Raw genomic sequence first — 20,632 nt, 5'->3', positions numbered from 1 at the left:
CTTTCTTGGTCATACCGATCATCCCCCCAGTTAGTTAAAATAATTTTAACAAGAAAAAAACTAAACTGCGAAGTAAAAGTCGTACGCTCTTTTACTTACACAGTTTAGTTTACAAGACCTTGGGAAATGACCAACCGCGAAAAAGTCCATCTTTCTCCCAGCGTCATGACAAACATCAACCTCCAATAGACCTCCAATAGACCTCCAACTGACCTCCAAATCTCCCCTTCGCTAAAAAAAATTCACAAAACAGAACATTGCCTGTAAAAGCGCCCATACCGTTTTAGGAAATGTACATATAGTAATAGGGAATCTTCATTAAGGAGGTGCGAGATTATGGGTTACTATGGAGGCTATCCTTATGGCGTAGGTGGCGCTGGCTATGGCTACGGTTGTGGCAACCAAGGCGGCACATTCGTTTTAATCGTTGTTCTATTCATTCTTTTGATCATCGTTGGTGCATCTAAATTCTATTAATATGTAATTAGTGGGAATAAGGAAAGTGCGGGATTTGTCCCCGTGCTTTTCTGTTTGTCCACCTCCACAGTAGTGAGTGATGAATTATAAGAGGCACACCGATAGGCTCTCTCACATACAATGTGATATATCCGAGAGGAGGATGTTTGGTGGATAATAATATTTTTAAGGGTATTGAGAAAAAGACGGGCGTAAGCATGAAGGACGTATTTGAGCTTGCTAATTCTATGCAGAATGCAAATTTCAAAGACGAGCAGACGGTGCGTAATTTGGTGTCTCGTGTAGCTACGTTGGCGAATAAGAAGGTACCTAAGGAATTGGAAGATAAGATTGTTAATACATTGATTAATGGGAATAAGCCGGTTGATATGGGGACTATTTCGAAGATGTTGAATGAGAAGAAGAAGTAAAAAACATCTGCCTTCCACGTTAAAAGTGGGTAGGGCAGATGTTTTTTTGTTGCGTTGAACGCGTCAAACGCCGCTGTTGATTTCCGCAAATGGCTTCGCTTTCCTAGGGGCGGTGCTTGAGCCTCCTCGCTGCGCTGTGGGGTCTCAAGCTACCGCTATCTCCCTCAGGAGTCTACCCCTTTTGCTCCAATCAACAGCTAGGAAAATCATGATCATTAAAAAATCAATTAACTTGAAGAACTTACTTTATCGTCTCCAAGTCCGCTAACACAACATTGCGGTCGGCGTCTTTTGCAATTTGTGTGGAAGCTTCCTTTGCCAGTCTAAGGTATTTTTCTTTTGCTACTGCATCTCCGCTTATGCTGTAGGCGCGAGCTAGAGCTTCATATGCGAATGCTAGGTCAAAGTCCTTGATGCCATGCTCTAAAACAATATCAAGGTTTCTTTTGGCATGCACGAGGCAAGGTTCTGCCCGTCGTAGAACCGCGTAGACTCTTGAGATTTGCCATTCGCCTCGGGAGAAGTTGACAGGTTCGCCGATTTCGCCCCAGTGGAAGCGGGAGGCATGGGCTTTATGTATCATTTGGAAATCTTCTTCTGAAGTACGTGCCGGCTTTTCCATCAGATCCCATACTTCGTTGAATAGGTTAACTGCTGTTTTTCTGTGAAAAGTATATTTTAAATCTTGCTCTTCCTGTGTGACATTGGCCATCGTACTACCCCATTTCATAAAAATTATCTATATTATCTAAATAGTATCATTTTTCACAGAGAAAATGGAGCATAATTAGGACAAGCATCCTTCTTTTCGTTTAAGTAATTCTGCCTCGAGTAGTTGAATGAAATCACCGTCTAGATTTTCTGCCTTCGCGTTATCATATGCAAACTGAAGAGATTCGTCGGACAGTTTGTTGATGGAACAGTTATGGTGAGGATCCAATGCTTTCAAAAGATTATACCCCTTTCAACTCATCTATAAAGGGTACATACCCAGATAGGAGCAGTTAAAACGTGCTTTTTAACTATTCAAAAAATAAAGTTTTTTCTACTGATTTTTGTTGACAAAACGAAAAAGCGCAATCCTGAAAATGAAGGAGGATTAGCGCTCTTCGTTAGAGAATATCTTTTATAAATCTTGTCATGTAGGCTTTTTTTCCGCGGCGATTCATCGGGACGGATAGTTGCAAGGTTTCCTTTGCTCTTGTCATTGCCACATACAATAGTCTACGTTCTTCTTCAAGTGCCTGCAGCTCGCCGTTACGATAGGATTCTAAGGCAAAGTCATGAGGAAGGCTACCATCGACCGCACTAAGGACATAAACGTTCGTATACTCAAGACCCTTTGATCGATGGATGGTGGAGAGGTGAATGGCATTTGAGTATTGCTTGCTGAGCCTTTTCATCTCATCTGTCTTGGCTATCATATCTTCCACATGTTCAAGTAATTCAGCAATGGTTTTGAACTTGCGGGCAACCACCTTTAAGTCGCGTATATCATCGGATCCTTTTTCCAGGGCGTTCCCTTCGTTGCCGCGCTTTTTAATGTAATCATCAAAGCCCATGTCTTTTTCAATCATCTCCAGTGCGACAGAAGGGGAGACATTGGCAAGGGTTTTAAATAAAGGGATGATTCGTTTGATTTTTTTCGCTTGAAAAGGCTGTACATTGGTCAACTTACTCAATGATTTTACTAAACTGCAATCTTCTAAAATACTGATGGCTTTGGCATCCTGGAGGTTTGATTGCTTAAGGAATAAGGCTGGCAAGATATCGGCTAACGCATGTACATCATTGGAATCGCGGCTTAATCGCAGGAAACCCAGAATACCTTTAACAATCCTTCTTTTATAAAAGCTTTCGTAATCTTGATCAAGCTTGAATGGGAGGCCGGATTGTGAGAGCCTCTCAAAGATTGCGCGTGCTGCACTGTGGGTCCGGTATAGGACGGCAAAATCACTAGGAGTGGCCCCTTGCTCTATTTGTTCTTTCATATCTTGAACAATAATGGTAGCTTCCTCTTCCTCATCGTAAGGATAAAATAGTACAGGAAAGTGCTTATTATCACGTTGAGCAATCATCTTTTTCACTCTGCGGTGTTTGTTTTTATCAATTACCTGATTGGCCGAGGCAACGATTGTATGCGTTGATCGGTAGTTCTCAGAAAGCGTGACGACTTGTGTAGATGGAAAATCCTGATGAAAGTTCAAGATGTAATCAGGACTGCTGCCTCGAAATGCATAGATGGACTGATCATCATCCCCGACCGCACAGATATTCCCGCTTTTGGCCAGTAGTTTCATTGTTTCATATTGAACTTTGTTAATATCCTGAAACTCATCAATTAAAAAATATTGAAATCTTTCCTGATATTTCGCTAGCAGAGCTGGATTTTCTAATAACAGTTCATAGCATCCAAGTAACATATCATCAAAATCAAATACATTCTTCTCACGCTTCCAGTCCTCATAGTCCTGATATAAACTCTGAAACTGTTCTTCAAGCTTACTGGTCGGTTTAATCCCCTTGGGTGTCTGCATGTTGTTTTTCCAATAGCCTATTTGCTGAATGGCCTGATCAAATGGAAAATCTTTTTCGTCCAAACCAAGCTTGCGACCGGCCTGCTTTAAAAATTGCTCCTTTTGCCAATCCCATTTTAATAAATTTTCGCCGTTCCAGCGTTCGGGGTGATGGTGTTGAAGCATTCTGTAGAAAATACTGTGAAACGTACCGGATAGAAGAGAAGCAAACATTCTTGAACCCGGTGCTTCATATAGGCGTAGTCGTTCCTTCATTTCATTGGCAGCCTTGGCTGTGAAGGTAATTAGCATGATGGATTTTGGATCGATTTTCTCCTCTTGGACCATATAAGCGACGCGAGTAATCAATACCCTTGTTTTACCGCTGCCGGCACCTGCTAGTACTAGCAAGGGACCATCTACTGTCGAAACAGCTTCTTGCTGGGCGGGATCTAGAAAGATATTTTTTTCTTGTAATCCATGGAAAAACCCACTTATATTTGAATGGCTTTTCGTATGTTCTTTAATAAAGATAGGAAGATGTGTAAGCGGCTTTGGCGCTTTCCATGTTTCCACCGGCTTTTCTTTTTCCGCAATAACCGTTCTGGATTTAGGATAACGAAATCCATCCCGTTCCACATATTCTTGTTTAGGTGTTACCACTTTTTCTGTCTTCGGCAATTCTTCTTCATGAGCTATAGAAGCATCTATGTGATAAAAATGGGGTTCTTTCCTTAATCCTAAATAGAGCTTGACATTCTCACCGCAGATTTTGCATGTGAGATCGCCCTTTACACCGGCGTCATACACCTCTTGATACAATTCTCTTGCCATCATTTTTATATGTAATGTTCGTTCTTTCCAAACAGCAGACTTCATACGTGTAGACTCCTTTATAACCGTCAATCTTATCCATATTAACACATATTATATAGAGAGAACACGAGTCAAAGGAAGTTTGTGTTATGAAAAAACAGGGAAAATTATAGGTAGAATAGGGAAGGGGAGAAATGTGATGGGATATGTTTTACCAGTGCAAATGGATACCTACACACAATATGCGAACCGAACTGTTTCAGAAAAACAACGAATTAAACTTGATCCTGTATTTAGGCCGACTTTTTATAAGGTAGACCCCCAGCAATCATGGGAAGAAATCCATAAGAATTTACAGCACAATCAGGCTAATCGAAAAAAAGAGAAGCAGGCTTCTGGCATTTCTGACAAATTATTGGCCGACATAACAGGAAAAGGACGTTTCTTTCACGAAACCATATAATAGTTCAAAATTTAGGGAGTGTATGTAACGTGGAGCTTCATCTAATAACAAGTAACGTTTATTATTTTCAAGGGTCCGTCAATATTGGTTATGTAAAATTTTCAGAAAGAGAAGGAATGCTCATTGATGCTGGACTAGAAGAACAGGCGATGAAAAAAGTGCTTAAAATTCTAAAAAGCAAAGAGCTTCCATTGACGCATCTTTTCATCACACATGCACATGCCGACCATTATGGAGGAGCGGAGTATTTGCAAGGTCAGCAAAAGGTCTATACCATTGCGCCGAAGTTTGAAGCCGCCATCCTTCAAGAACCGATGCTAGAGCCCTTATACCTGTTTCACGGTGTGAATCCCATCCCAGAATGGCGTAACAAGTTTTTGGAAGGAAAGCCGATAAAGGTGGATGTAATTCTCGAAGAAGCAGGTGAGGTGAAAGTTGGGGAGTCCCGCTTTCAAACAGTGGATTTGCCAGGACACAGCTACCATCAAATAGGCGTGATTGTTAAGGATATTCTGTTTGCCGCTGACGGCTATTTTGGTGTGGAAGTCTTACATAAACATGGCATTCCTTTTATTGTTGACGCAAAACAGACCATAGAAAGCCTAGAGAAAATAAAAAAACTCCCTTGTATAGGAGCGGTACCAGGACACGGGAGTTATGAGGAAGATTTTCATCCTACTATTGAGGAAAACATACAGGTTCACCACCAAATCGAAAAGTTATTATACTCACTGGTGGATCAAGAGAAGGACGGCATTTCCATTGAACAATTAGTGACATTAGCTTGCACGGAAAAAGGGATTACCATCCGCAGTGTGCCTTCATTTATGTTGTTCCGAACGGCGGTGACAGCATATTTAACCAAATTGATTCAAGAAGGGCGTGTGGAGCTTATAGTCCGCAGTAATCAATTGGTCGTGGCATCTTCTTCTGAATAAGGCATCACATAAATTGGCTTTCCTTCTTCCCATTCGGCAAAGATAATGTCTTGTGGGGTATGGTAGCCGATTTTTTTAATTTCGTTTAGCAGCCATTGCTCAGACAGGTTGAATTCATCTAAATTGTCCATTAAAATTTCTCCATCAGAAATAACCGGTATAGGGAGTGTGACCTTTTTTAAAGGAATATTCATGTCTTCGTTTAGAGGCTGAGCATATTGGTGCTTTTTTAACACACTCACTGTCCCGTCTGTTTCAAGTATGGCATATTCTACTTCTTGAATGGAGAAAGCCCCTTTTGAGCGGAGCAGATGTCTAAGTTGGTCTATATCTAGTTTAGATTTCTTTAATTCTTTTTTGCTGATGACTCCTTTATGTATCACGATAGATGGTCTTCCCTCTAATATTCCTCTTGTTTTCCTTATTTTCTGTGTAATCGTTTCAAGTAAAAAGATCAATATACCCCACATTCCCAATGCAAAGATGATTTTCATCACACCAATATCATTATCATATAAAGCGTTTCCTACCAGTTCCCCTAGAACAAGCGCGGAGATAAAGTCAAAAGGAGTTATTTGGGTGATTTGTGTTTTTCCGAGCATCTGGGTGATGAAAAAAAGTGCAAAGAAACCAATTACCAATTCTACTGCAATACGACCGTAGTCCATCATCATGATTATGTCATCCTTTATGTTGGGTCCTTGACAATAGTATTAGTAAGGATGGGAGAAAGTATGAAAATAAAAAAGATATCTCTCGGCAGGTTCCCCTTGGAGAGATATCTTTTTAGATGTTTTTCGTCATGGTCACATGAGGGATTCCAGCATCCATAAAAATGTCGGAAACCGTTTCGTAACCAAGTTTTGCGTAAAAAGGTTCCGCATGTGTTTGCGCATTAAGCTTTAATACATGCATTTCTTTTGTTTTGGCATATTCTTCAATGGTATTCATGATAAGACGCCCTGCACCTTTAGACGAGCGGTGAGAAGGAAGGACGCAAATTCGTTCTACCTTGCCTATGCCTTCTACAATTCTAAAGCGACCAGCACCTACTGCTTGGTCCTCGTCATACAGTACAAAGTGGGCGGAGTCTTCTTCGTATCGATCAATTTCTTCTTCAAGAGGCACATTTTGTTCCTCTACAAAAACCGTTTTTCTGACAGAATAAGCATCCTGTAGTTCTTTTTCTGAGTCTACAACTTGTACATGCAAGGGTCAGCAATCCTTTCCAAAGCGGAATGTTTCATAAACCGTCCACATGCCATCTTCTAATTGATAGAGAAGGTGGAAACGGTCAACCATCTCTTCATGCTCGATATTGGTCATTTTTAATTGACCTAAAACATCAGAGTGTTCATCGTCTGATAAATTTTGTCCGATGGTTATATGAGGAACATAGGAAAATTCACGATTATCCTGGAAATATCCTTTACCAGAATGAAGCTTTTCATGTAAGGATAACAGTTCGTCTGTAGGATCGACTTTAAGATAAATAACATTGTTTACTGGAGCGAAAGAGCTCACTTTATAGATGTTTAAAGGGATTGGTGTCGTGTCTTTTGCGATAGCTCCAAGCTCATCGGTCACTGATTTCATATCATTTTCATCAATTTCGAAAGCTGTTTTTAAAGTCACGTGCGGCGGAATTAGTGCATAGTGAGCGTCATAACGTTTTCGAAATGAATTTGCGAGATCTTGTAATTTTTTTGTCGGAAAAATAGCTATTCCATATTTCATCCAATATCCCTCCTGTTAGCGTTTGCAATATAGTAACTTATGTTCTTATTTTATCGCAATTTTTTTCAAAAGAATAGATAAGTTTCCCGTTCATTCTTAAATAACTATAAGTATGTGTGCAACTACTGTAGTTTTCCGGTTCAGGATATTCGCTTGCGCTTGAAGTCAGTGGAAGATTTTTTAATTTTAGATGATGTGTAGACACCACTGTTGATTTCCGCAAACGGCTTCGCTTTCCGCGGGGCGACCTTGGGCCTCCTCAATTCGTTGCGGGGTCTCAACATTGTCGTTCCTTCCCCGCCGGAGTCTTCGCCTTTTGCTTCAATCAACAGCTAGTAATAAATAAGTGCCTAACATTTCGGTTCTTCAATTGCTTCCACCGCCGGAGTCTCATATCATGCACTCCAAACTACAGAAAGATCTTACAAAATTACGAAAGCATTTTTGGAAGGGCTTGTTTTAGGTCTGGTTGCCAGTAGGTCCAGGTGTGTGTGCCTTCAAATTCTTCGTAATAAACGGAGAATCCTTTTTCTTTCATTATTGTGTGAAGTGCACGGTTTGGTTCGATGAAGTTTTTCTTCTCTCCATTTGTAGTAGGTACTTCCGTTTCCTTTGTGCCGATTACATGATACAGAGAAAGGAAGGAAGGTTGGTTAAAGTCTTCTACTTTGTTCAGGACCTTTTCATCCACATATGGGGATTGCATAATGACTTTTCCGAATGTATGTGGATATGACAAAGCGGTCATTAAAGAAACAGTTGCTGCCAAGGAATCGCCAATTAAAGCTCGTCCCATTCCCATTTGATAGGATGGATATTTCTCATCGATATATGGAGTCAATTCATGTGCAAGAAAGCGAATGTATGCACTGTTTTTGCTTCCGTCTGGATGGTATTTTTCCCAACGATCTTTAACGTCTTTGTATGGGATACCGACGATAATAGTATTTTGCATTTCGTTTGCGGCAAGCAATTTGTCGGTGGTACTTCCGATGCGTCCTAGTGTAAAATAGTCTTTTCCATCCTGGGCTATAAGGATGTTGTATTTATAAAGTGGTGAATAGTTAGCTGGTGTATATACCATTAGTGTCATTTCTTCTTTAAGTTCGTTGCTGTAAAGGGTGAACTCTTCAATACGCCCAACATTTTTACCCATTGTTCATTACCTCCTGTGATGCCTTTGTCTATATTGTGGTAAGCGCTTTATCGTTTATCATATCATATTTGTATCCAATTTGTTGAATGTTAAGCTCTAGTGTCGACAACTTACACTCCAGTAAAAAGGGTGAAAATTAAAAAATATTTTCTGTCAATATATTGACCTTTTTCACATACGTTATATAATATATTTTATCCAATTAATCCGATTAAACTAATAAGGATTATGTGAAAAGTGTAAAGTAGGTGCATAGGTTGTTTTTACAAATATCAGATATTACAAAAGTATATACTCAACAAAATGTTGATAATACAGTACTTTCATCTATAAATGTTGACATACAAGAGGGGGAGTTTGTTTCCATTCTAGGGCCTTCTGGCTGTGGGAAGTCCACTTTGCTTTCTATGGTGGCCGGATTACTTAAACCAACAGAAGGAGAAATCCGACTGAAGGGATCAGTCATTACAAAGCCTGGAAAAGATAGAGGGATGGTGTTTCAGCAGGCTGCTTTGTTTCCGTGGATGGACGTGGAAGAAAATGTCCTTTTTGCCATCCGTGATATGAAAGACAAGGAAGAAAGAGAAAAGAAAGCCCTTCATTACTTAAAAATGGTGCAGCTAGGCAGTAACCTCAAACAATATCCACATGAATTATCAGGTGGGATGCAGCAAAGAGTATCTATTGCCCGAGCTTTAGCCATGGATCCGACGGTTCTATTAATGGATGAACCGTTCGGCGCATTAGATGAACAAACGCGTTTGCGTCTTCAACAAGAACTGGAAACGATTTGGTTGCAGACAAAGAAAACCGTATTGTTTGTCACACATAGCATTCATGAATCAATTAAACTCTCAGATCGGATTCTTGTGATGGGAACAAGACCTGGAACTATTATTGCAGACATCAAAGTAGATGCGCCCCGTCCTCGCTTACGGACAAATGAAGAGGTTGCATTACTAGAATCACAAATCAGCGCAATGTTGGAAACGGAGATTGATAAGGTTGTAGAGGAGGAGTTGAGACGATGAAAGCTGGAGTAAAACGCCTCATATTCTTCGCCTCCTTATTTATCATTTGGGAAGTGGTGGTGTTGCTTATTGGGTGGTCACCAGCAGTGATGCCAAAACCAACAAATGTAGCAGTCGCACTATACCAAGGGTTTATGGACAAAACATTACTCTATGATTTAGGGGCTAGTTTTAAGCGCCTCGGAGTGGGACTGTTTTTGGCACTCATTATCGGAACTCTGCTAGGGATTTGGCTTGCCAAGTCGAAAACGGCGGATGAAACGGTTGGGACGCTTGTTCTTGCACTGCAAAGTGTACCTAGTATTGTTTGGTTGCCTTTAGCAATTATCTGGTTTGGTTTTAATGAAACGGCCATCATTTTTATCGTAACTTTAGGCGGAACACTCGTTATGACAATTAATATGAGAATGGGAATTAAAAGTGTCCCGCCTTTATATATAAAAGCTGCTTCCACCATGGGAGCAAGCGGTGTGGAAATGTTTTGGAAGATTATTTTACCTGCATCCGTGCCATACGCGGTGACAGGAGCGAGGCTTGCATGGGCATTTGCCTGGCGTGCTCTCATGGCGGCAGAATTACTGAGTATGGGGCCTGGGTTAGGATACACGTTGAAATATGCAGCTGATTTCGGTCAAATGAGCTTGGTTTTCGGCGTTATTATCATCATTTGTGTAATCGGTTCAGTGGTTGATCTAGTTATCTTCCAGCGCTTCGAGAAAAATGTCATCAAACGCTGGGGCTTAGATTCATAAATTAAGAGTATGGGAGGAAAAGAAATGAAAAAAGGTTGGTTAATTATTAGTGCATTATTTTTATTAGCAATGGGGGTCCTTACTGGTTGCGGTTCCAGCACAAGTGGATCAAATGGCAAAGAGAAAGTGGTTATTGGATATTTTCCTAATATTGATCACGTGCCAGCAATGGTTGCTCGAGAGAAAGCTTTGTACGAAGAAGCTTTGGGCGACAAGTATGAAGTCGAATACAAGACCTTCCCTGATGGTGGCGCATTTATGACGGCATTGAAAACAGGGGACATTCAAGCGGGTTTAGTTGGTCCTGGTCCAGCAATGAACAATTATGTGAGCGGAGCAGATGTGAAAGTGGTAGCTGGAGCTTCTTCTGGTGGAACGGTCATCATTGCAAGCAAGGAAAGTGGCATTACTTCTGTAGAGGGGCTTGATGGTGCCACGTTTATCACGCCTGGAGTTGGTTGTACGCATGACGTTCAAATGGAAACATTCTTACAAGACTACGGTCTTTCCTCCGCTCGTATTGGCGGAAGTATGAAGCATGTTACTGGAAATCCTGCACAATATGCCGGAATGTTTGAAGCGGAAAGTGTTGATGCAGCAGCAGTTCCTGAGCCATGGGCTTCCTTATTGTCCATCGAGCATGGAGCTAACATTTTAGTTGATAGTAGTGAAATTTCTTTCGGTACTACGTTACCAAATACCATTTTTGTAACAAGTGGGAAGCTGATTGATGAAAATAAAGAGCTTGTACAAAGTTTAGTGGATGCGCATCAAGAGTCAGTGGACTTCATTTCGGAAAACCCAGAAGAAGCAAAAGAAATAGCAATCCGTTCTATTAAGGAGCTGACGAACCAAGAACTTTCAAAAGAAGTGATTGATTCTGCTTGGGAAAGAATTCGCTTCACTCATGAAGTAGATGCAGAAGTGGTGCAGGAATTTGCAAACTCATCATTTGAACTTAAATTCTTGAAGGAAAAGCCTGACTTTAAAGATTTCATTGATTCACAATTTGTTAACTAGAATTTCATAAGAGTGTCGGGCTATAATGGTCTCGACACTTTTTTATGAGTTTGGAGGAATATCCTTGAAAAGACTTTGGCCAATATTATCATTTGTAATCTTTTTTTCTCTGGCTGGTTGTGGAAGCAGTGAAGTTAATTTAGATGAAGAATTTTCAATGAAACTTGAGGTTGGAGAGCTTGATGGAGTAAATCAAGATAAACAGACCTTTACCAGTTCTAAACATGAAGGGGAATTTTGGTTAGCTAATTTTATTTTTACTAACTGTGATACGGTTTGTCCTCCGATGACGGCCAATATGGCAAGGGTGCAGCGAGAAATGAAAGATGCGGGAGTTGAAGTGCCAATTGTTTCATTTAGCATCGACCCTGAGGAGGATACCCCGGAAGCTTTAAAGGAATATGGGAATTTGTATGAAGCTGATTATCAGACATGGGATTTTGTCACAGGTTATGACCAGGAAACGATAGAGCGATTTGCGAATGTATCGTTTATGGTGCCGGCTTCAAAAGAAGACGGTTCGGATCAATATATGCACAGTACAAGTATCTTCTTAGTGGATAAAGAAGGATTTGTACGAGAGTCCTATAGTGGCTTGGATGTGCCGTTAGAAGAAATTGTGGAAGACTTGGAAAAAGTTACAGATTAACATCGGATTATTACGTTTTGCCTTTAACACTCATATAATGTCATATGGGTGTTTTGTGTTTTAGAAAAGCATGAAAAAAATGGGGGCAAACGATGGAAATAACAAAAACAAACAACCTGTCTAAAAAGGAATATCAAGAAGTTGTTGAACTCCTGGAAACATGCGAATCTTTTGATGGCTTTGAAATAAGTACCAGTATAAATTTATCTATGTTTCAAAAAGGGGGCTGCACCCATCTTTATTTAATTTTGGCACGGGAGAAAGAAGAATTAATTGGGTTTTTAGGGTTGTTTTCTTTCATTGATCCGAAAAAGATGGAGCTTGCGGGAATGATCCATCCACAATACAGAAACCAAGGGATGTTTAGCGGGTTACTTGAAAGTGCAAAGGAAATCACATCGGCACGTGATGCAAACGAAGTGCTTTTTGTTTGTCCTGCAATGTCTGACGCGGCAATTCACCTTGCGTTAAAAATGGAAGCGACCTACGTGTATTCTAAGTTCACCATGGAGTACCATGAAAAATACCACAAAAAATACGATTGTCTTCTGCAAAACATGTCCATTAAAAAAGCCAATCTTTCTGAAACAGCCATAATATTGAGACTTTTATCGGACGGATTTGATGTTGCGCCTACGGATGAAAATTTGAAAAGCCTAATTGAACGTAATACTCTAAATCCGGGATTCGAGCTATTTCTTGTCCATATAGATACCACTCCCATCGCGACAATAACAGTAAGTCATGAAGAGAAATCATTGTATTTAAGCGCATATGCGATTACTCCGACCCATAGGGGAAAAGGTTACGGCCGTGCGATAATTGAGAAAATAGTAAGCGACATTAAAATTAGATATCCTGAAAAAGCTATAAGGTTGGATGTGGACGTGAAAAATGAAGGAGCAATAAAGCTCTATGAGAATACTGGATTTAGGGTGGTAGGTGGGTATGAATATTATCTTGCCAAGTAAAGGTTTTCAAAAATTTGCAAGTGAAGAGGTGGCAGCATCGGCTACCTCTTATAGATTACATTGATTGTTCCTGTGAAGGTGATGATAGTTGTTGTTTTGGGAGGTAATGTTCGACGAGTTGATCAAGGTAGTTAATTTTTTCAAGCGCAGTGGATTTATCAATTTGTTTATAGTGGTGGTTTCCGCCTTTTTCCTCATCCATTTCGTCTGCAAGCTTCACTACTTTTTGTAAAGGACTTCTCTTGACGTCAATTTCAGGCAGGTAGGAATCTGTATGCAATAGGATTGCAACAGAAATCTTTTTAGCATTTTGCGGGTTTTCTCCCAAGCGAATCAATAACTTGTGGGCACGTTCTGCTCCCTTAATTGCATGGATATCATTTTCTCTGTAAAGCTCATAGTCCCATTTTCCTTGGCGATACCATTCATAATGTCCAATATCGTGCAGAAGGGCGGCTTTCGTAGCCAAATCTACGCTTACATTATACTTAAAGGCCAAATGAAAGGCATGGTTGGCCACTTCAAGGGCATGTGCAACTCCGGAGCGCTTCAAGTACTTCTGTGTAATAGGGTGTGTAAAAATATCTGTAAGTGTTACTTCTCTCATTAATATCTCCCTCCTGTAAAAATGTGTTTCTTTATAGAATATCATATATGAGGAAAAGTGTGCAAGAGAAACGTTTATATAACCTCATTCTTGTACGTTTTTATTAAGGGACGATAGGATAATATATTTTCTAACAGAAACGTTCTTTTTTGATTGCGGAGGTAACAGAATGCCGTTACGTTATTCTTACTAATGTCCAACACCAGTAAGGATCTTTGCGTGATAGATCCATCTTTGGACATATAGATTATTTCAATAGGTCTTCTTGAATTCATATACCATTCGAGCATTCGGCTCATTATCATCAGCTCCTTACCATTATTATATACGAACGTATGTTTTATATTCAATAAAAATACGAACGTATATTCTGGTTGTTTTTTGGGGAGTAAAGAATATACTTGAAATATAGGAAAGGAAGGTGATTTTGTGAAACCATCTACTACGTTAAAGTGGGTTACAGGTGGAATGGAGGCGTTTTTGGCTATTCCTGTTCTTGGGGGTCTAACTGTGATGGGGTTTGGTTATTCTCCATTGGGCCTTATGTTGATTTTACATATCATTACGTTAGTGTTTAGTGCAAAAGAAGGGCAGAAGTTTCACGGTAGTATTTGGGGGATTGTTGCTTCTTGTTTAGGCTGGGTTTTTTTGCTTGGTTGGGTGCTGCATACAGTTACAGCCATTATACTAATGATTGATGCTTTTGCTTCGGGAAGGAAAGAAAAAAGAATGGAAGTATAACCGTCTGCGTTTTGGCGGTTTTTCTTATTACAAATTTCTTTACAAACAAGAATGGACTATCTATAATAATATTTACAGTCGCATACTAGATCTGATAGTTCAGTGGGAGAACACTACCTTGACAGGGTAGGGGTCGGGGGTTCGAATCCCTCTCAGATCATCGATTAAAGTACATTCTCATAATGAATGTGCTTTTTTTATTCTGTCTGTCAAAATAGTAATATATGAAACCAAACACCATCCTTCATTAAGAGGGGAGGTGTTTGGAAAGTAAAACAGAGCAGTCTCTGGGAGAAGCAGGTGCTGGACAAGTTTCAGTAATATCTTGTCGAGGTTCACAAGTGTTTGCAAGAATCTCTAACTTTACATCTGCAACCGAGATAATACTTTGACAAATTAAAAGGGTAATAATTACATCAACACATTTTTTCTTGTGAGAAGAAGGAAGAACGTATGCTTTGCAATCAACTGAGGTTATTTCGCATTCTATTTCAGTACCAGGTGGGGCGCAAAGGAAAACAGTTTCCACTTTTGAAAAAGGGAACGTACACTGAAGGCATAATTGGTTCTTTTTATTAAAAGCTTGAACGGTGATATAGCCTCGTTTAAGTAAATCCACTTTTTGTAAGGAGATATCACCTTTTTTAGTTTCCAAATGAATATCTGTTCGTTGATCATGTTGTGTTAATACATGACAATCTAGATTGCATTTGTCTTCAATTCCTATCGGTTTACCATTGCAGTCGGATAAAAAGCAGTCAACATATGCTATATCTTTGTAAGAAGTAAAATGACAATCTAATCCTGAATCATAGTGCAAAGTGATCTTAAACTCCCCTGAACAGGATGTTTCGTTGTTCTTAGACCCTTTACACAGTACTTCAACAGAACGGATGTCGGAAAAGGTAGCGATATACGAACTTCCGTCTAGTACGCTGCTGACTTTCCTATCATTAATAAATACCTCAAGCGGACCGCATCCGCAAAATGTAATACAAATGGAACCTCCGATACGTCGAATACCTGATGATGTCCATAATGTGGTTTTCTTTTCTGAGGAGCAAGGAATATGAAATTCGCAACACAAAAAATCAGACTCTATTTTGTCATCAAGCGAAATTTCTTCTTTAAGATTAATGAAGGCGGTTTTATTAATCCAATCATATATTTTAGGGACCTTAATACAATAAGGACTTGATATTTCTTTGCACTTCATATTGTTCATTTCCCCCTCAGGCTAAATTTATGATATGGTATGCACCCATACGCCTATATGTACTTAAGAAGTGCATGGTTTTTATGAAAATATTTAATAAACATTGGAATAAAAATAGGCCGAAAAAAATACGGAGTCTGATACACATCCAATAATATTGTCGCATTTACTAAAGAAGAGGTGGTAAGACCTTTGTCTTAAAAGCCTTAATATCAGGTAATTATTATATTGGAGGTTATTGGATGAGTTCATGTTCATGTAAGTCGGGTCATAAAGACTCCTGTTGTTTTAGTTGTTGTCACGAAAAATGTTTAGTACAAGATAAGCTTTGCTGTGAGTTTACAGTAGCTGGATCTCCAGCGGTAGTTTATTCTACCAATGCTAATAATTGTGAGTTTTTATTAGCATCTGGAACTATCAGAAATTGTGGGAATTCTCTCTTAACTATTGAGTTTGTAAGAGGTGCTGCTACAGACGGTACGGGGGGAGTTATTGTTCGTAATTTGGCTATTCCAGCAGGAGGGTGTACTACATTCACACTTGGACGCTTTGATACTATTCGGGCTACTGGAGGAACAACAGCTTTGCCTATTAGCGGTGAAATTTGTATCACTCCTCGTTATAAAGTATAACCTAGTATAAAAAGTGTTTATAGTTGTATAGATTTATTTTACAACGTTAATAAATCTAAAGGTGAGTCAATGAACCTAAAAAGTAAAGGGACGCATTGATTCACCTTTTGTAATGCCTTGAAGTTGACTATATACCCGTGGGAGTATATACTTATCGAACAACCTGTAACTCTGGAGGAATAGACGTTGATACTCTCTTTCGGCTTGGTACTAACTGCTATTTTCATTTATTTATATAAAAGGTATGTGCCTGTGTTTGGTGTGAAATGCTTGAAGGCTATAGAAATTATGGAAACTGATGCATTTAAAATCATTGATGTAAGGGATTTTAATTATGTCCATACCACATTCCCAAATGCTGTTAATATTCCTGTTGCCTATCTACAGAGAAATTATAAAGAATTAAAAGGGGAAAGTGTAATAATCGTTGCATCCAGTCATCTGGAAAAGAACATAAGTGTCCGATTTTTGATGAATAAAGGAATCAAGGTAGTAGGATATGAAATTATTGGGGCGACATGTAAGTGTCATAAATTAAAAACGGTATAAGTGAAAAACCACAGTTTAGCACTGTGGTTTTTCACTTACCATCACTTTTTCTCGAAGTATAGGTGGTGATGGTTTTCGCATCCTGGATTGAATAGGGAAGAGCATTTTGGACATATAGAATGGCTGTTTAAGTACTCGTGAATCGTCATCTCGAATTTGCAATCTCCACAGACAACAGCTTTGGTGTGGAACTTCTCTTTTGGCCAGATGCTATTAGGATGATCTGCATGCTCTTTGTGACATTGATAGCAAGGATAATATTCCCCGCAGCAATGAAATTTAATGGCGATAATGTCCTTAAGAGAATGGTAATGGATACAACGTGTCTGATCATCTACAGTCTTTCCGAGTACTTGAACGGTCATTCCAATCGTCCCTTTCCTTTTAAATTAGTATGGTTGCCAAACTATTTCACCAGACATATTTTTTTCATCTATTTCCACTTGAAAATCATGTTTTTCATAGAAATGAACTAAACGGTCTACATGGTCCCAATCACGCTTTGCGATGTCCCCGATAATAGAATGGATATTTTGATCCTTGGCAACTTCTTTAAGATAATTCATGCAGATAGAACCATATCCTTTGTTTTCCGGTCCTTTTATATCGCCTATAAAAATGGTATCGTCCTCTTTGTACGTGGCCTGAATGGAGAAATCCCACTGGCCTCGATAAGCCGATTCGCAATCATTAAGCATAATCTTACAGGAGTTATTATCGTAGTTTGTGTAAACGACTACCCAGTTATCGTCTTTTGTTTGATCGATGCCGATTACTTGCCACTTTTTGGCGATTTCTTTCATGTTTTCTTTCATGCGGAACATTTGGAATTCCAAATCATCCAGTTCCTGTTTGATTTCTTCTTTATCTCTTGTCTCTTCTTCGGCCATGAATAAGCTTGTGAAAGACATCTAATTCCTCCTTAAAATCTATAAAAAAATCTACAAATATAGTTATTTTCCGAGCATAATTGACAATCAGCATATTATTATACAGGTGATTTACAAAAGTTTCAAATTTCAGTACACAAAAAGAAAAGCAAGTCATCACGAGGGACGACTTGCTTTTCTTTTTTATTTCGTTTAAAGGCGCTAATTATATGATGTATAGCGCAATTAGTAACTTGCTTCATCACAAGCATTATAAGTTGTCCTGCTACATGGACATGATTTATAAATGACATAAAAGTATTATATTCGTTTGCCGCGGTATAATTCCATGGTAGTTTCCCTTACTTAAACAACGTAAGCCCTACCTCTCATACGTCCTTACGGCTCCTAGGCCGTGCCAGATCGATTAAGCCTCTGTGAAAAAACTATATGGAACGCCAGTGCATCCTTGTGACACGTTGGTATTGCTTAAGAATGTCATAACGTTCTTCCTTTCTATATCAAGTTACTAATATGATGGGTGTGTACCCAATCTCTTATTATACAATATATCTGATTAAAGTCAAGCTTGTAAAATAAAACTCGATTTTTGTAGGAAAAATTTTTTACAGAATTCTTTTGAAATTTGGTAAAATAGAAAAAAGATATAGAGAAGCAGTTGAACAATTAATAGGGAGACTAGATATGTTAAGTCAAAACTTACAAGATTTGAAGCAACCAACAAGTAGTGCAGAAGAATTCCTTAGGAATAGTGAATTGGCTGATCTCATCCAAAAACAAGTTTTTGCAACCATTTTGAAAAAGAAGCTGGATTTGTCTGAAAATGAGATGAAAATTTGGATTGCAGGGTGCTCCACTGGACAAGAAGTTTATTCTTTAGCGATCTTGTTAAAAGAGACGATAGAATCAATGAATGCGAAAATGGAGATGGAATTCAAGATTTACGCTACGGATTTGGATTATGATTCTGTAAAGATTGCTGGTGCGGGAGTATATCCTGAAACGGCTTTTGAAAATGTTCCATCTGACATTCTTAATAAGTATTTTGATAAGAAGCAGGATTTTTATGTGGTGAAAAAATCGATAAGGGAGAATATCATATTCGCTCCTCACAACATCGCAAAAGACCCTGGATTTCATAATTTAGACTTTATCAGTTGCAGAAATGTATTGCATTATTTTCAGCCCACACAACAACAGCGGATTATTTCGTCGTTCCATCATTCTCTTAATGAAGATGGATATTTGTTTCTGGGGCAATCAGGATCTATAGGCGATAGTAAAGAGCTTTTTCATGCGATCAATAAAAAGTGGAAGATATATATAAAGCAAGAAGTGGGGGACCGGAAACGCAGTGAAGATGCGGGTCTCCATGCTATCCAGGAAAAAAGCCAAGAAGAGAAAGAGTTACAGTTGCTAAATGAAGAACTGCTCCAAGCAAAAGAGCGTATTGCTAATTTACAAGTGAAACTCGAGGACATCCATTTCGAGTATGAAGATAAGTACGAGACGCTTAAGATCGATTCGTATCATCCAATCCTTTTCGTTAAGGGATTGCTTCAAATTATTAAAAAGCAGGAGTTCTATAAAGAAGAATATGCTGCTGCTATGCTTAAAGAGATGACTAAGCTGGAGATGGCTATCGAAAACTTTCTAGCGGATGAACAATAGGCATACAGAAAACCCCCGTCAATTATTTGGCGGGGGTTATTCTATTTATTTAAGAGCGGAGAAGACCTTTAATATCTTCTAGCTCAGACTGTATTAATTTAATATATTCTAACTTTCCAACTTCTGATAAATCATCTTGAATAATTCCAAGTAAATCATTGATTGTGGAGATCTTTCTTTCTGCTTGCTTTTTATGGAATTTAGTGGAAATATCAGGTTGTGCGTTTGTCTCAACAACTTCATTCCAATCATTATTTTCTAGTTGCTTACGCCATTGTTGAAATTCCAACTGGACATGTTGAAAAGCAGATGTTTCATTCATACAAACCAAATGAATAATCTTTTCTTTCTGATGATAATGAAAATATACAGTGAACAGTGTTGTAGGTGAGTCTGTTGTTTTTAAGTTAAGTTCCATTACTCCTGGTGAAGGATTGGTCTTTATTTGTTTAAACTTTGTTTTACTATCCCAATCCACCAAGTCTAGAAAGGATGTTACTGGATAGAAAATGTGGGTAACTGACTGGGAAACATTCATAATTTCAAAGTCCTCAGTCAATTTAAAATATGGGACGGGAATCCGGTACATTAAAGAAGCACTCCTTTATTGATCATTCCGGCTTCTTTTCTATAATTTTCCAACCATTGAAAAAGGAAGGATGTATCCTTAGCAATGAGAGTTTCCGCAGTACAGCATGACCGAAAGGCAGATTCCGCATGCAAGCGGCTTCCAACTATGAAAGTGGTGCCAGGGCTGATATTTTGCAGTCTTTCAATTGTTTCTTTCAGTTTAGGAAGGTGATGTCTAATGGAGACAGAAATACATACAACATTTGGCTGCCATTTTTTTAGGCTGTATTCTGCATAGTCCAATGGTAAGTTCGAACCAAGATCATACACATCCCAACCATATTCTTCAAATAGGGACGAGGCCATTTTCAATCCCAAATCATGTTCTTCACCTTCAACACAGAAAAACATGGCACGTGGGGAAGGGGAGTTCTCTTCTATAAGTCTATCATTTAATTTTTCCAAATGATATTTTGTTAATATCAGCTCACATGTGCCTGTCGCCAAATGCTCATGAGCAACAGAAATTTTATTTTCCTCCCACATCTCGCCAATGCGATACATGGCGTCACGAAGGATAAAATCATATATAAACGCACTATTGTAGCCTTGATCTATCGTATCATTTACACAAGACCAACCGGAGGCAACATTTTTTTCAAGAAGGAATTGTGATAGTTTCTTGGAGATTTCATTCATTTGACCCCTCCTATTCCAAACATAGTAATTACCAACAGTATACTATATTTTCCGTAAAATCAAATGCTTCTTCCTTGAAATGCCTTTTTCTGTCTATCAGTTGCCTGATTATAGGATTAAA

General features: G+C 39.0%; 27 protein-coding genes and 1 tRNA gene. 14 read left to right on the top strand and 14 right to left on the bottom strand.

The annotated features are described in order from the left end of the window. The first annotated feature begins 336 nt into the window (after positions 1–336). Together LC091_RS17940 and LC091_RS17935 are read left to right on the top strand one after the other, a co-directional pair. Positions 337–477, top strand: a complete 141-nt coding sequence (locus tag LC091_RS17940; RefSeq protein ID WP_010192910.1) for a YjcZ family sporulation protein — start codon at positions 337–339, stop codon at positions 475–477. Between the two features lie 149 nt (positions 478–626). Beyond that, positions 627–887 carry a stage VI sporulation protein F gene (locus tag LC091_RS17935; protein ID WP_010192912.1) on the top strand — a complete coding sequence of 87 codons (261 nt, stop codon included), beginning with the start codon at positions 627–629 and terminating at the stop codon, positions 885–887. Positions 888–1,128: 241 nt separating this feature from the next. On the opposite strand, the gene LC091_RS17930 is transcribed toward LC091_RS17935, so the two are convergent. The 3 genes from LC091_RS17930 to LC091_RS17920 form a co-directional block, all read right to left on the bottom strand. Then, entirely contained in the window at positions 1,129–1,617 is a 489-nt protein-coding gene (locus tag LC091_RS17930; RefSeq protein WP_226683395.1) for a hypothetical protein, read from the bottom strand. A gap of 57 nt (positions 1,618–1,674) precedes the next feature. Then, positions 1,675–1,836: a sporulation histidine kinase inhibitor Sda gene (gene sda / locus LC091_RS17925; RefSeq protein WP_226683394.1), complete on the bottom strand. Its 162-nt coding sequence runs from the start codon at positions 1,834–1,836 to the stop codon at positions 1,675–1,677. Positions 1,837–1,999: 163 nt separating this feature from the next. After that, complete coding sequence (locus LC091_RS17920) at positions 2,000–4,282, bottom strand: ATP-dependent helicase (protein ID WP_226683393.1); 2,283 nt, start codon at positions 4,280–4,282, stop codon at positions 2,000–2,002. Between the two features lie 160 nt (positions 4,283–4,442). On the opposite strand from LC091_RS17920, the gene LC091_RS17915 reads away from it, so the two are divergent. After that, complete coding sequence (locus LC091_RS17915; protein WP_226683392.1) at positions 4,443–4,682, top strand: hypothetical protein; 240 nt, start codon at positions 4,443–4,445, stop codon at positions 4,680–4,682. Between the two features lie 29 nt (positions 4,683–4,711). Further along, positions 4,712–5,620: an MBL fold metallo-hydrolase gene (locus LC091_RS17910; RefSeq protein WP_226683391.1), complete on the top strand. Its 909-nt coding sequence runs from the start codon at positions 4,712–4,714 to the stop codon at positions 5,618–5,620. On the opposite strand, the gene LC091_RS17905 is transcribed toward LC091_RS17910, so the two are convergent. The 4 genes from LC091_RS17905 to LC091_RS17890 all read right to left on the bottom strand — a co-directional run bounded on the left by LC091_RS17905 (position 5,590) and on the right by LC091_RS17890 (position 8,513). Beyond that, positions 5,590–6,291, bottom strand: coding sequence for a DUF421 domain-containing protein (locus LC091_RS17905; protein ID WP_226683401.1), 702 nt, complete (start codon positions 6,289–6,291; stop codon positions 5,590–5,592). The genes LC091_RS17910 and LC091_RS17905 overlap by 31 nt on opposite strands. A 115-nt stretch (positions 6,292–6,406) precedes the next feature. Then, entirely contained in the window at positions 6,407–6,832 is a 426-nt protein-coding gene (locus LC091_RS17900; protein WP_226683390.1) for a GNAT family N-acetyltransferase, read from the bottom strand. Between the two features lie 3 nt (positions 6,833–6,835). Further along, positions 6,836–7,357, bottom strand: a complete 522-nt coding sequence (locus LC091_RS17895; protein ID WP_226683389.1) for a YjcG family protein — start codon at positions 7,355–7,357, stop codon at positions 6,836–6,838. Between the two features lie 430 nt (positions 7,358–7,787). Beyond that, on the bottom strand, positions 7,788–8,513 hold the full coding sequence (locus LC091_RS17890; RefSeq protein WP_226683388.1) for an alpha/beta hydrolase: 726 nt from the start codon (positions 8,511–8,513) through the stop codon (positions 7,788–7,790). A 257-nt stretch (positions 8,514–8,770) separates the two neighbouring features. Here LC091_RS17890 and LC091_RS17885 point away from each other — a divergent pair, with 257 nt between their 5' ends. The 5 genes from LC091_RS17885 to LC091_RS17865 all read left to right on the top strand — a co-directional run bounded on the left by LC091_RS17885 (position 8,771) and on the right by LC091_RS17865 (position 12,936). Further along, positions 8,771–9,544 (top strand): ABC transporter ATP-binding protein, encoded by a 774-nt coding sequence (locus LC091_RS17885; protein WP_226683387.1) that lies wholly within the window; start codon positions 8,771–8,773, stop codon positions 9,542–9,544. Next, complete coding sequence (locus LC091_RS17880; protein ID WP_226683386.1) at positions 9,541–10,296, top strand: ABC transporter permease; 756 nt, start codon at positions 9,541–9,543, stop codon at positions 10,294–10,296. Before LC091_RS17885 ends, LC091_RS17880 begins: the two co-directional genes overlap by 4 nt. A gap of 24 nt (positions 10,297–10,320) precedes the next feature. After that, positions 10,321–11,316, top strand: a complete 996-nt coding sequence (locus tag LC091_RS17875; RefSeq protein WP_226683385.1) for an aliphatic sulfonate ABC transporter substrate-binding protein — start codon at positions 10,321–10,323, stop codon at positions 11,314–11,316. A 64-nt stretch (positions 11,317–11,380) separates the two neighbouring features. Continuing rightward, positions 11,381–11,965 carry an SCO family protein gene (locus tag LC091_RS17870; RefSeq protein WP_226683384.1) on the top strand — a complete coding sequence of 195 codons (585 nt, stop codon included), beginning with the start codon at positions 11,381–11,383 and terminating at the stop codon, positions 11,963–11,965. 92 nt (positions 11,966–12,057) lie between these two features. Next, positions 12,058–12,936, top strand: a complete 879-nt coding sequence (locus LC091_RS17865; protein WP_226683383.1) for a GNAT family N-acetyltransferase — start codon at positions 12,058–12,060, stop codon at positions 12,934–12,936. Positions 12,937–12,991: 55 nt separating this feature from the next. Here the strand turns inward: LC091_RS17865 and LC091_RS17860 are convergent, their stop codons facing one another. Continuing rightward, the gene (locus LC091_RS17860; protein ID WP_226683382.1) at positions 12,992–13,543 is read right to left on the bottom strand and encodes an HD domain-containing protein; all 552 of its coding nucleotides are present in this window, start codon (positions 13,541–13,543) and stop codon (positions 12,992–12,994) included. Positions 13,544–13,617: 74 nt separating this feature from the next. Continuing rightward, positions 13,618–13,842: a hypothetical protein gene (locus tag LC091_RS17855; RefSeq protein WP_226683381.1), complete on the bottom strand. Its 225-nt coding sequence runs from the start codon at positions 13,840–13,842 to the stop codon at positions 13,618–13,620. A gap of 130 nt (positions 13,843–13,972) precedes the next feature. Here LC091_RS17855 and LC091_RS17850 point away from each other — a divergent pair, with 130 nt between their 5' ends. Together LC091_RS17850 and LC091_RS17845 are read left to right on the top strand one after the other, a co-directional pair. Further along, a complete protein-coding gene (locus LC091_RS17850) occupies positions 13,973–14,284 on the top strand; it encodes a hypothetical protein (protein ID WP_226683380.1) in 312 nt (103 codons plus the stop codon). 88 nt (positions 14,285–14,372) lie between these two features. Next, positions 14,373–14,444, top strand: a tRNA-Val gene (locus tag LC091_RS17845). A gap of 87 nt (positions 14,445–14,531) precedes the next feature. Here LC091_RS17845 and LC091_RS17840 read toward each other — a convergent pair. Further along, positions 14,532–15,509 (bottom strand): BMQ_0737 family morphogenetic spore coat protein, encoded by a 978-nt coding sequence (locus LC091_RS17840; RefSeq protein ID WP_226683379.1) that lies wholly within the window; start codon positions 15,507–15,509, stop codon positions 14,532–14,534. A 233-nt stretch (positions 15,510–15,742) separates the two neighbouring features. Between LC091_RS17840 and LC091_RS17835 the strand changes: the two genes are divergently transcribed. Both LC091_RS17835 and LC091_RS17830 read left to right on the top strand, forming a co-directional pair. Next, complete coding sequence (locus tag LC091_RS17835; RefSeq protein ID WP_226683378.1) at positions 15,743–16,132, top strand: S-Ena type endospore appendage; 390 nt, start codon at positions 15,743–15,745, stop codon at positions 16,130–16,132. Positions 16,133–16,318: 186 nt separating this feature from the next. Beyond that, positions 16,319–16,681: a rhodanese-like domain-containing protein gene (locus LC091_RS17830; RefSeq protein ID WP_226683377.1), complete on the top strand. Its 363-nt coding sequence runs from the start codon at positions 16,319–16,321 to the stop codon at positions 16,679–16,681. Between the two features lie 41 nt (positions 16,682–16,722). On the opposite strand, the gene LC091_RS17825 is transcribed toward LC091_RS17830, so the two are convergent. After that, positions 16,723–17,046 carry a CHY zinc finger protein gene (locus LC091_RS17825; RefSeq protein WP_226683376.1) on the bottom strand — a complete coding sequence of 108 codons (324 nt, stop codon included), beginning with the start codon at positions 17,044–17,046 and terminating at the stop codon, positions 16,723–16,725. Positions 17,047–17,070: 24 nt separating this feature from the next. After that, on the bottom strand, positions 17,071–17,592 hold the full coding sequence (locus LC091_RS17820; RefSeq protein ID WP_226683375.1) for a GNAT family N-acetyltransferase: 522 nt from the start codon (positions 17,590–17,592) through the stop codon (positions 17,071–17,073). A 663-nt stretch (positions 17,593–18,255) separates the two neighbouring features. On the opposite strand from LC091_RS17820, the gene LC091_RS17815 reads away from it, so the two are divergent. Then, positions 18,256–19,242, top strand: a complete 987-nt coding sequence (locus LC091_RS17815; protein WP_226683374.1) for a CheR family methyltransferase — start codon at positions 18,256–18,258, stop codon at positions 19,240–19,242. A gap of 49 nt (positions 19,243–19,291) precedes the next feature. On the opposite strand, the gene LC091_RS17810 is transcribed toward LC091_RS17815, so the two are convergent. Together LC091_RS17810 and LC091_RS17805 are read right to left on the bottom strand one after the other, a co-directional pair. After that, the gene (locus LC091_RS17810) at positions 19,292–19,831 is read right to left on the bottom strand and encodes a hypothetical protein (RefSeq protein ID WP_226683373.1); all 540 of its coding nucleotides are present in this window, start codon (positions 19,829–19,831) and stop codon (positions 19,292–19,294) included. Then, a complete protein-coding gene (locus LC091_RS17805; protein WP_226683372.1) occupies positions 19,831–20,511 on the bottom strand; it encodes a cobalamin B12-binding domain-containing protein in 681 nt (226 codons plus the stop codon). The genes LC091_RS17810 and LC091_RS17805 overlap by 1 nt, the downstream gene beginning before the upstream one ends. Positions 20,512–20,632 lie beyond the last annotated feature (121 nt).

The organism is Sutcliffiella horikoshii, assembly GCF_020524325.1.
GTDB lineage: Bacteria > Bacillota > Bacilli > Bacillales > Bacillaceae_I > Sutcliffiella_A > Sutcliffiella_A horikoshii_D.
This window is presented reverse-complemented; position numbering and strand designations above follow the sequence as displayed.

Excerpts from the sequence above, each read along its gene's own strand:
- LC091_RS17810 (WP_226683373.1), bottom strand. The coding sequence starts at position 19,831 with ATGTACCGGATTCCCGTCCCATATTTTAAATTGACTGAGGACTTTGAA.
- LC091_RS17815 (WP_226683374.1), top strand. The coding sequence starts at position 18,256 with ATGTTAAGTCAAAACTTACAAGATTTGAAGCAACCAACAAGTAGTGCA.
- LC091_RS17865 (WP_226683383.1), top strand. The coding sequence starts at position 12,058 with ATGGAAATAACAAAAACAAACAACCTGTCTAAAAAGGAATATCAAGAA.
- LC091_RS17940 (WP_010192910.1), top strand. The coding sequence starts at position 337 with ATGGGTTACTATGGAGGCTATCCTTATGGCGTAGGTGGCGCTGGCTAT.
- LC091_RS17805 (WP_226683372.1), bottom strand. The coding sequence starts at position 20,511 with ATGAATGAAATCTCCAAGAAACTATCACAATTCCTTCTTGAAAAAAAT.
- LC091_RS17860 (WP_226683382.1), bottom strand. The coding sequence starts at position 13,543 with ATGAGAGAAGTAACACTTACAGATATTTTTACACACCCTATTACACAG.
- LC091_RS17905 (WP_226683401.1), bottom strand. The coding sequence starts at position 6,291 with ATGATGGACTACGGTCGTATTGCAGTAGAATTGGTAATTGGTTTCTTT.
- LC091_RS17820 (WP_226683375.1), bottom strand. The coding sequence starts at position 17,592 with ATGTCTTTCACAAGCTTATTCATGGCCGAAGAAGAGACAAGAGATAAA.
- LC091_RS17825 (WP_226683376.1), bottom strand. The coding sequence starts at position 17,046 with ATGACCGTTCAAGTACTCGGAAAGACTGTAGATGATCAGACACGTTGT.
- LC091_RS17880 (WP_226683386.1), top strand. The coding sequence starts at position 9,541 with ATGAAAGCTGGAGTAAAACGCCTCATATTCTTCGCCTCCTTATTTATC.
- LC091_RS17895 (WP_226683389.1), bottom strand. The coding sequence starts at position 7,357 with ATGAAATATGGAATAGCTATTTTTCCGACAAAAAAATTACAAGATCTC.
- LC091_RS17835 (WP_226683378.1), top strand. The coding sequence starts at position 15,743 with ATGAGTTCATGTTCATGTAAGTCGGGTCATAAAGACTCCTGTTGTTTT.
- LC091_RS17875 (WP_226683385.1), top strand. The coding sequence starts at position 10,321 with ATGAAAAAAGGTTGGTTAATTATTAGTGCATTATTTTTATTAGCAATG.
- LC091_RS17855 (WP_226683381.1), bottom strand. The coding sequence starts at position 13,842 with ATGAGCCGAATGCTCGAATGGTATATGAATTCAAGAAGACCTATTGAA.
- LC091_RS17915 (WP_226683392.1), top strand. The coding sequence starts at position 4,443 with ATGGATACCTACACACAATATGCGAACCGAACTGTTTCAGAAAAACAA.
- LC091_RS17930 (WP_226683395.1), bottom strand. The coding sequence starts at position 1,617 with ATGAAATGGGGTAGTACGATGGCCAATGTCACACAGGAAGAGCAAGAT.
- LC091_RS17840 (WP_226683379.1), bottom strand. The coding sequence starts at position 15,509 with ATGAACAATATGAAGTGCAAAGAAATATCAAGTCCTTATTGTATTAAG.
- LC091_RS17890 (WP_226683388.1), bottom strand. The coding sequence starts at position 8,513 with ATGGGTAAAAATGTTGGGCGTATTGAAGAGTTCACCCTTTACAGCAAC.
- LC091_RS17920 (WP_226683393.1), bottom strand. The coding sequence starts at position 4,282 with ATGAAGTCTGCTGTTTGGAAAGAACGAACATTACATATAAAAATGATG.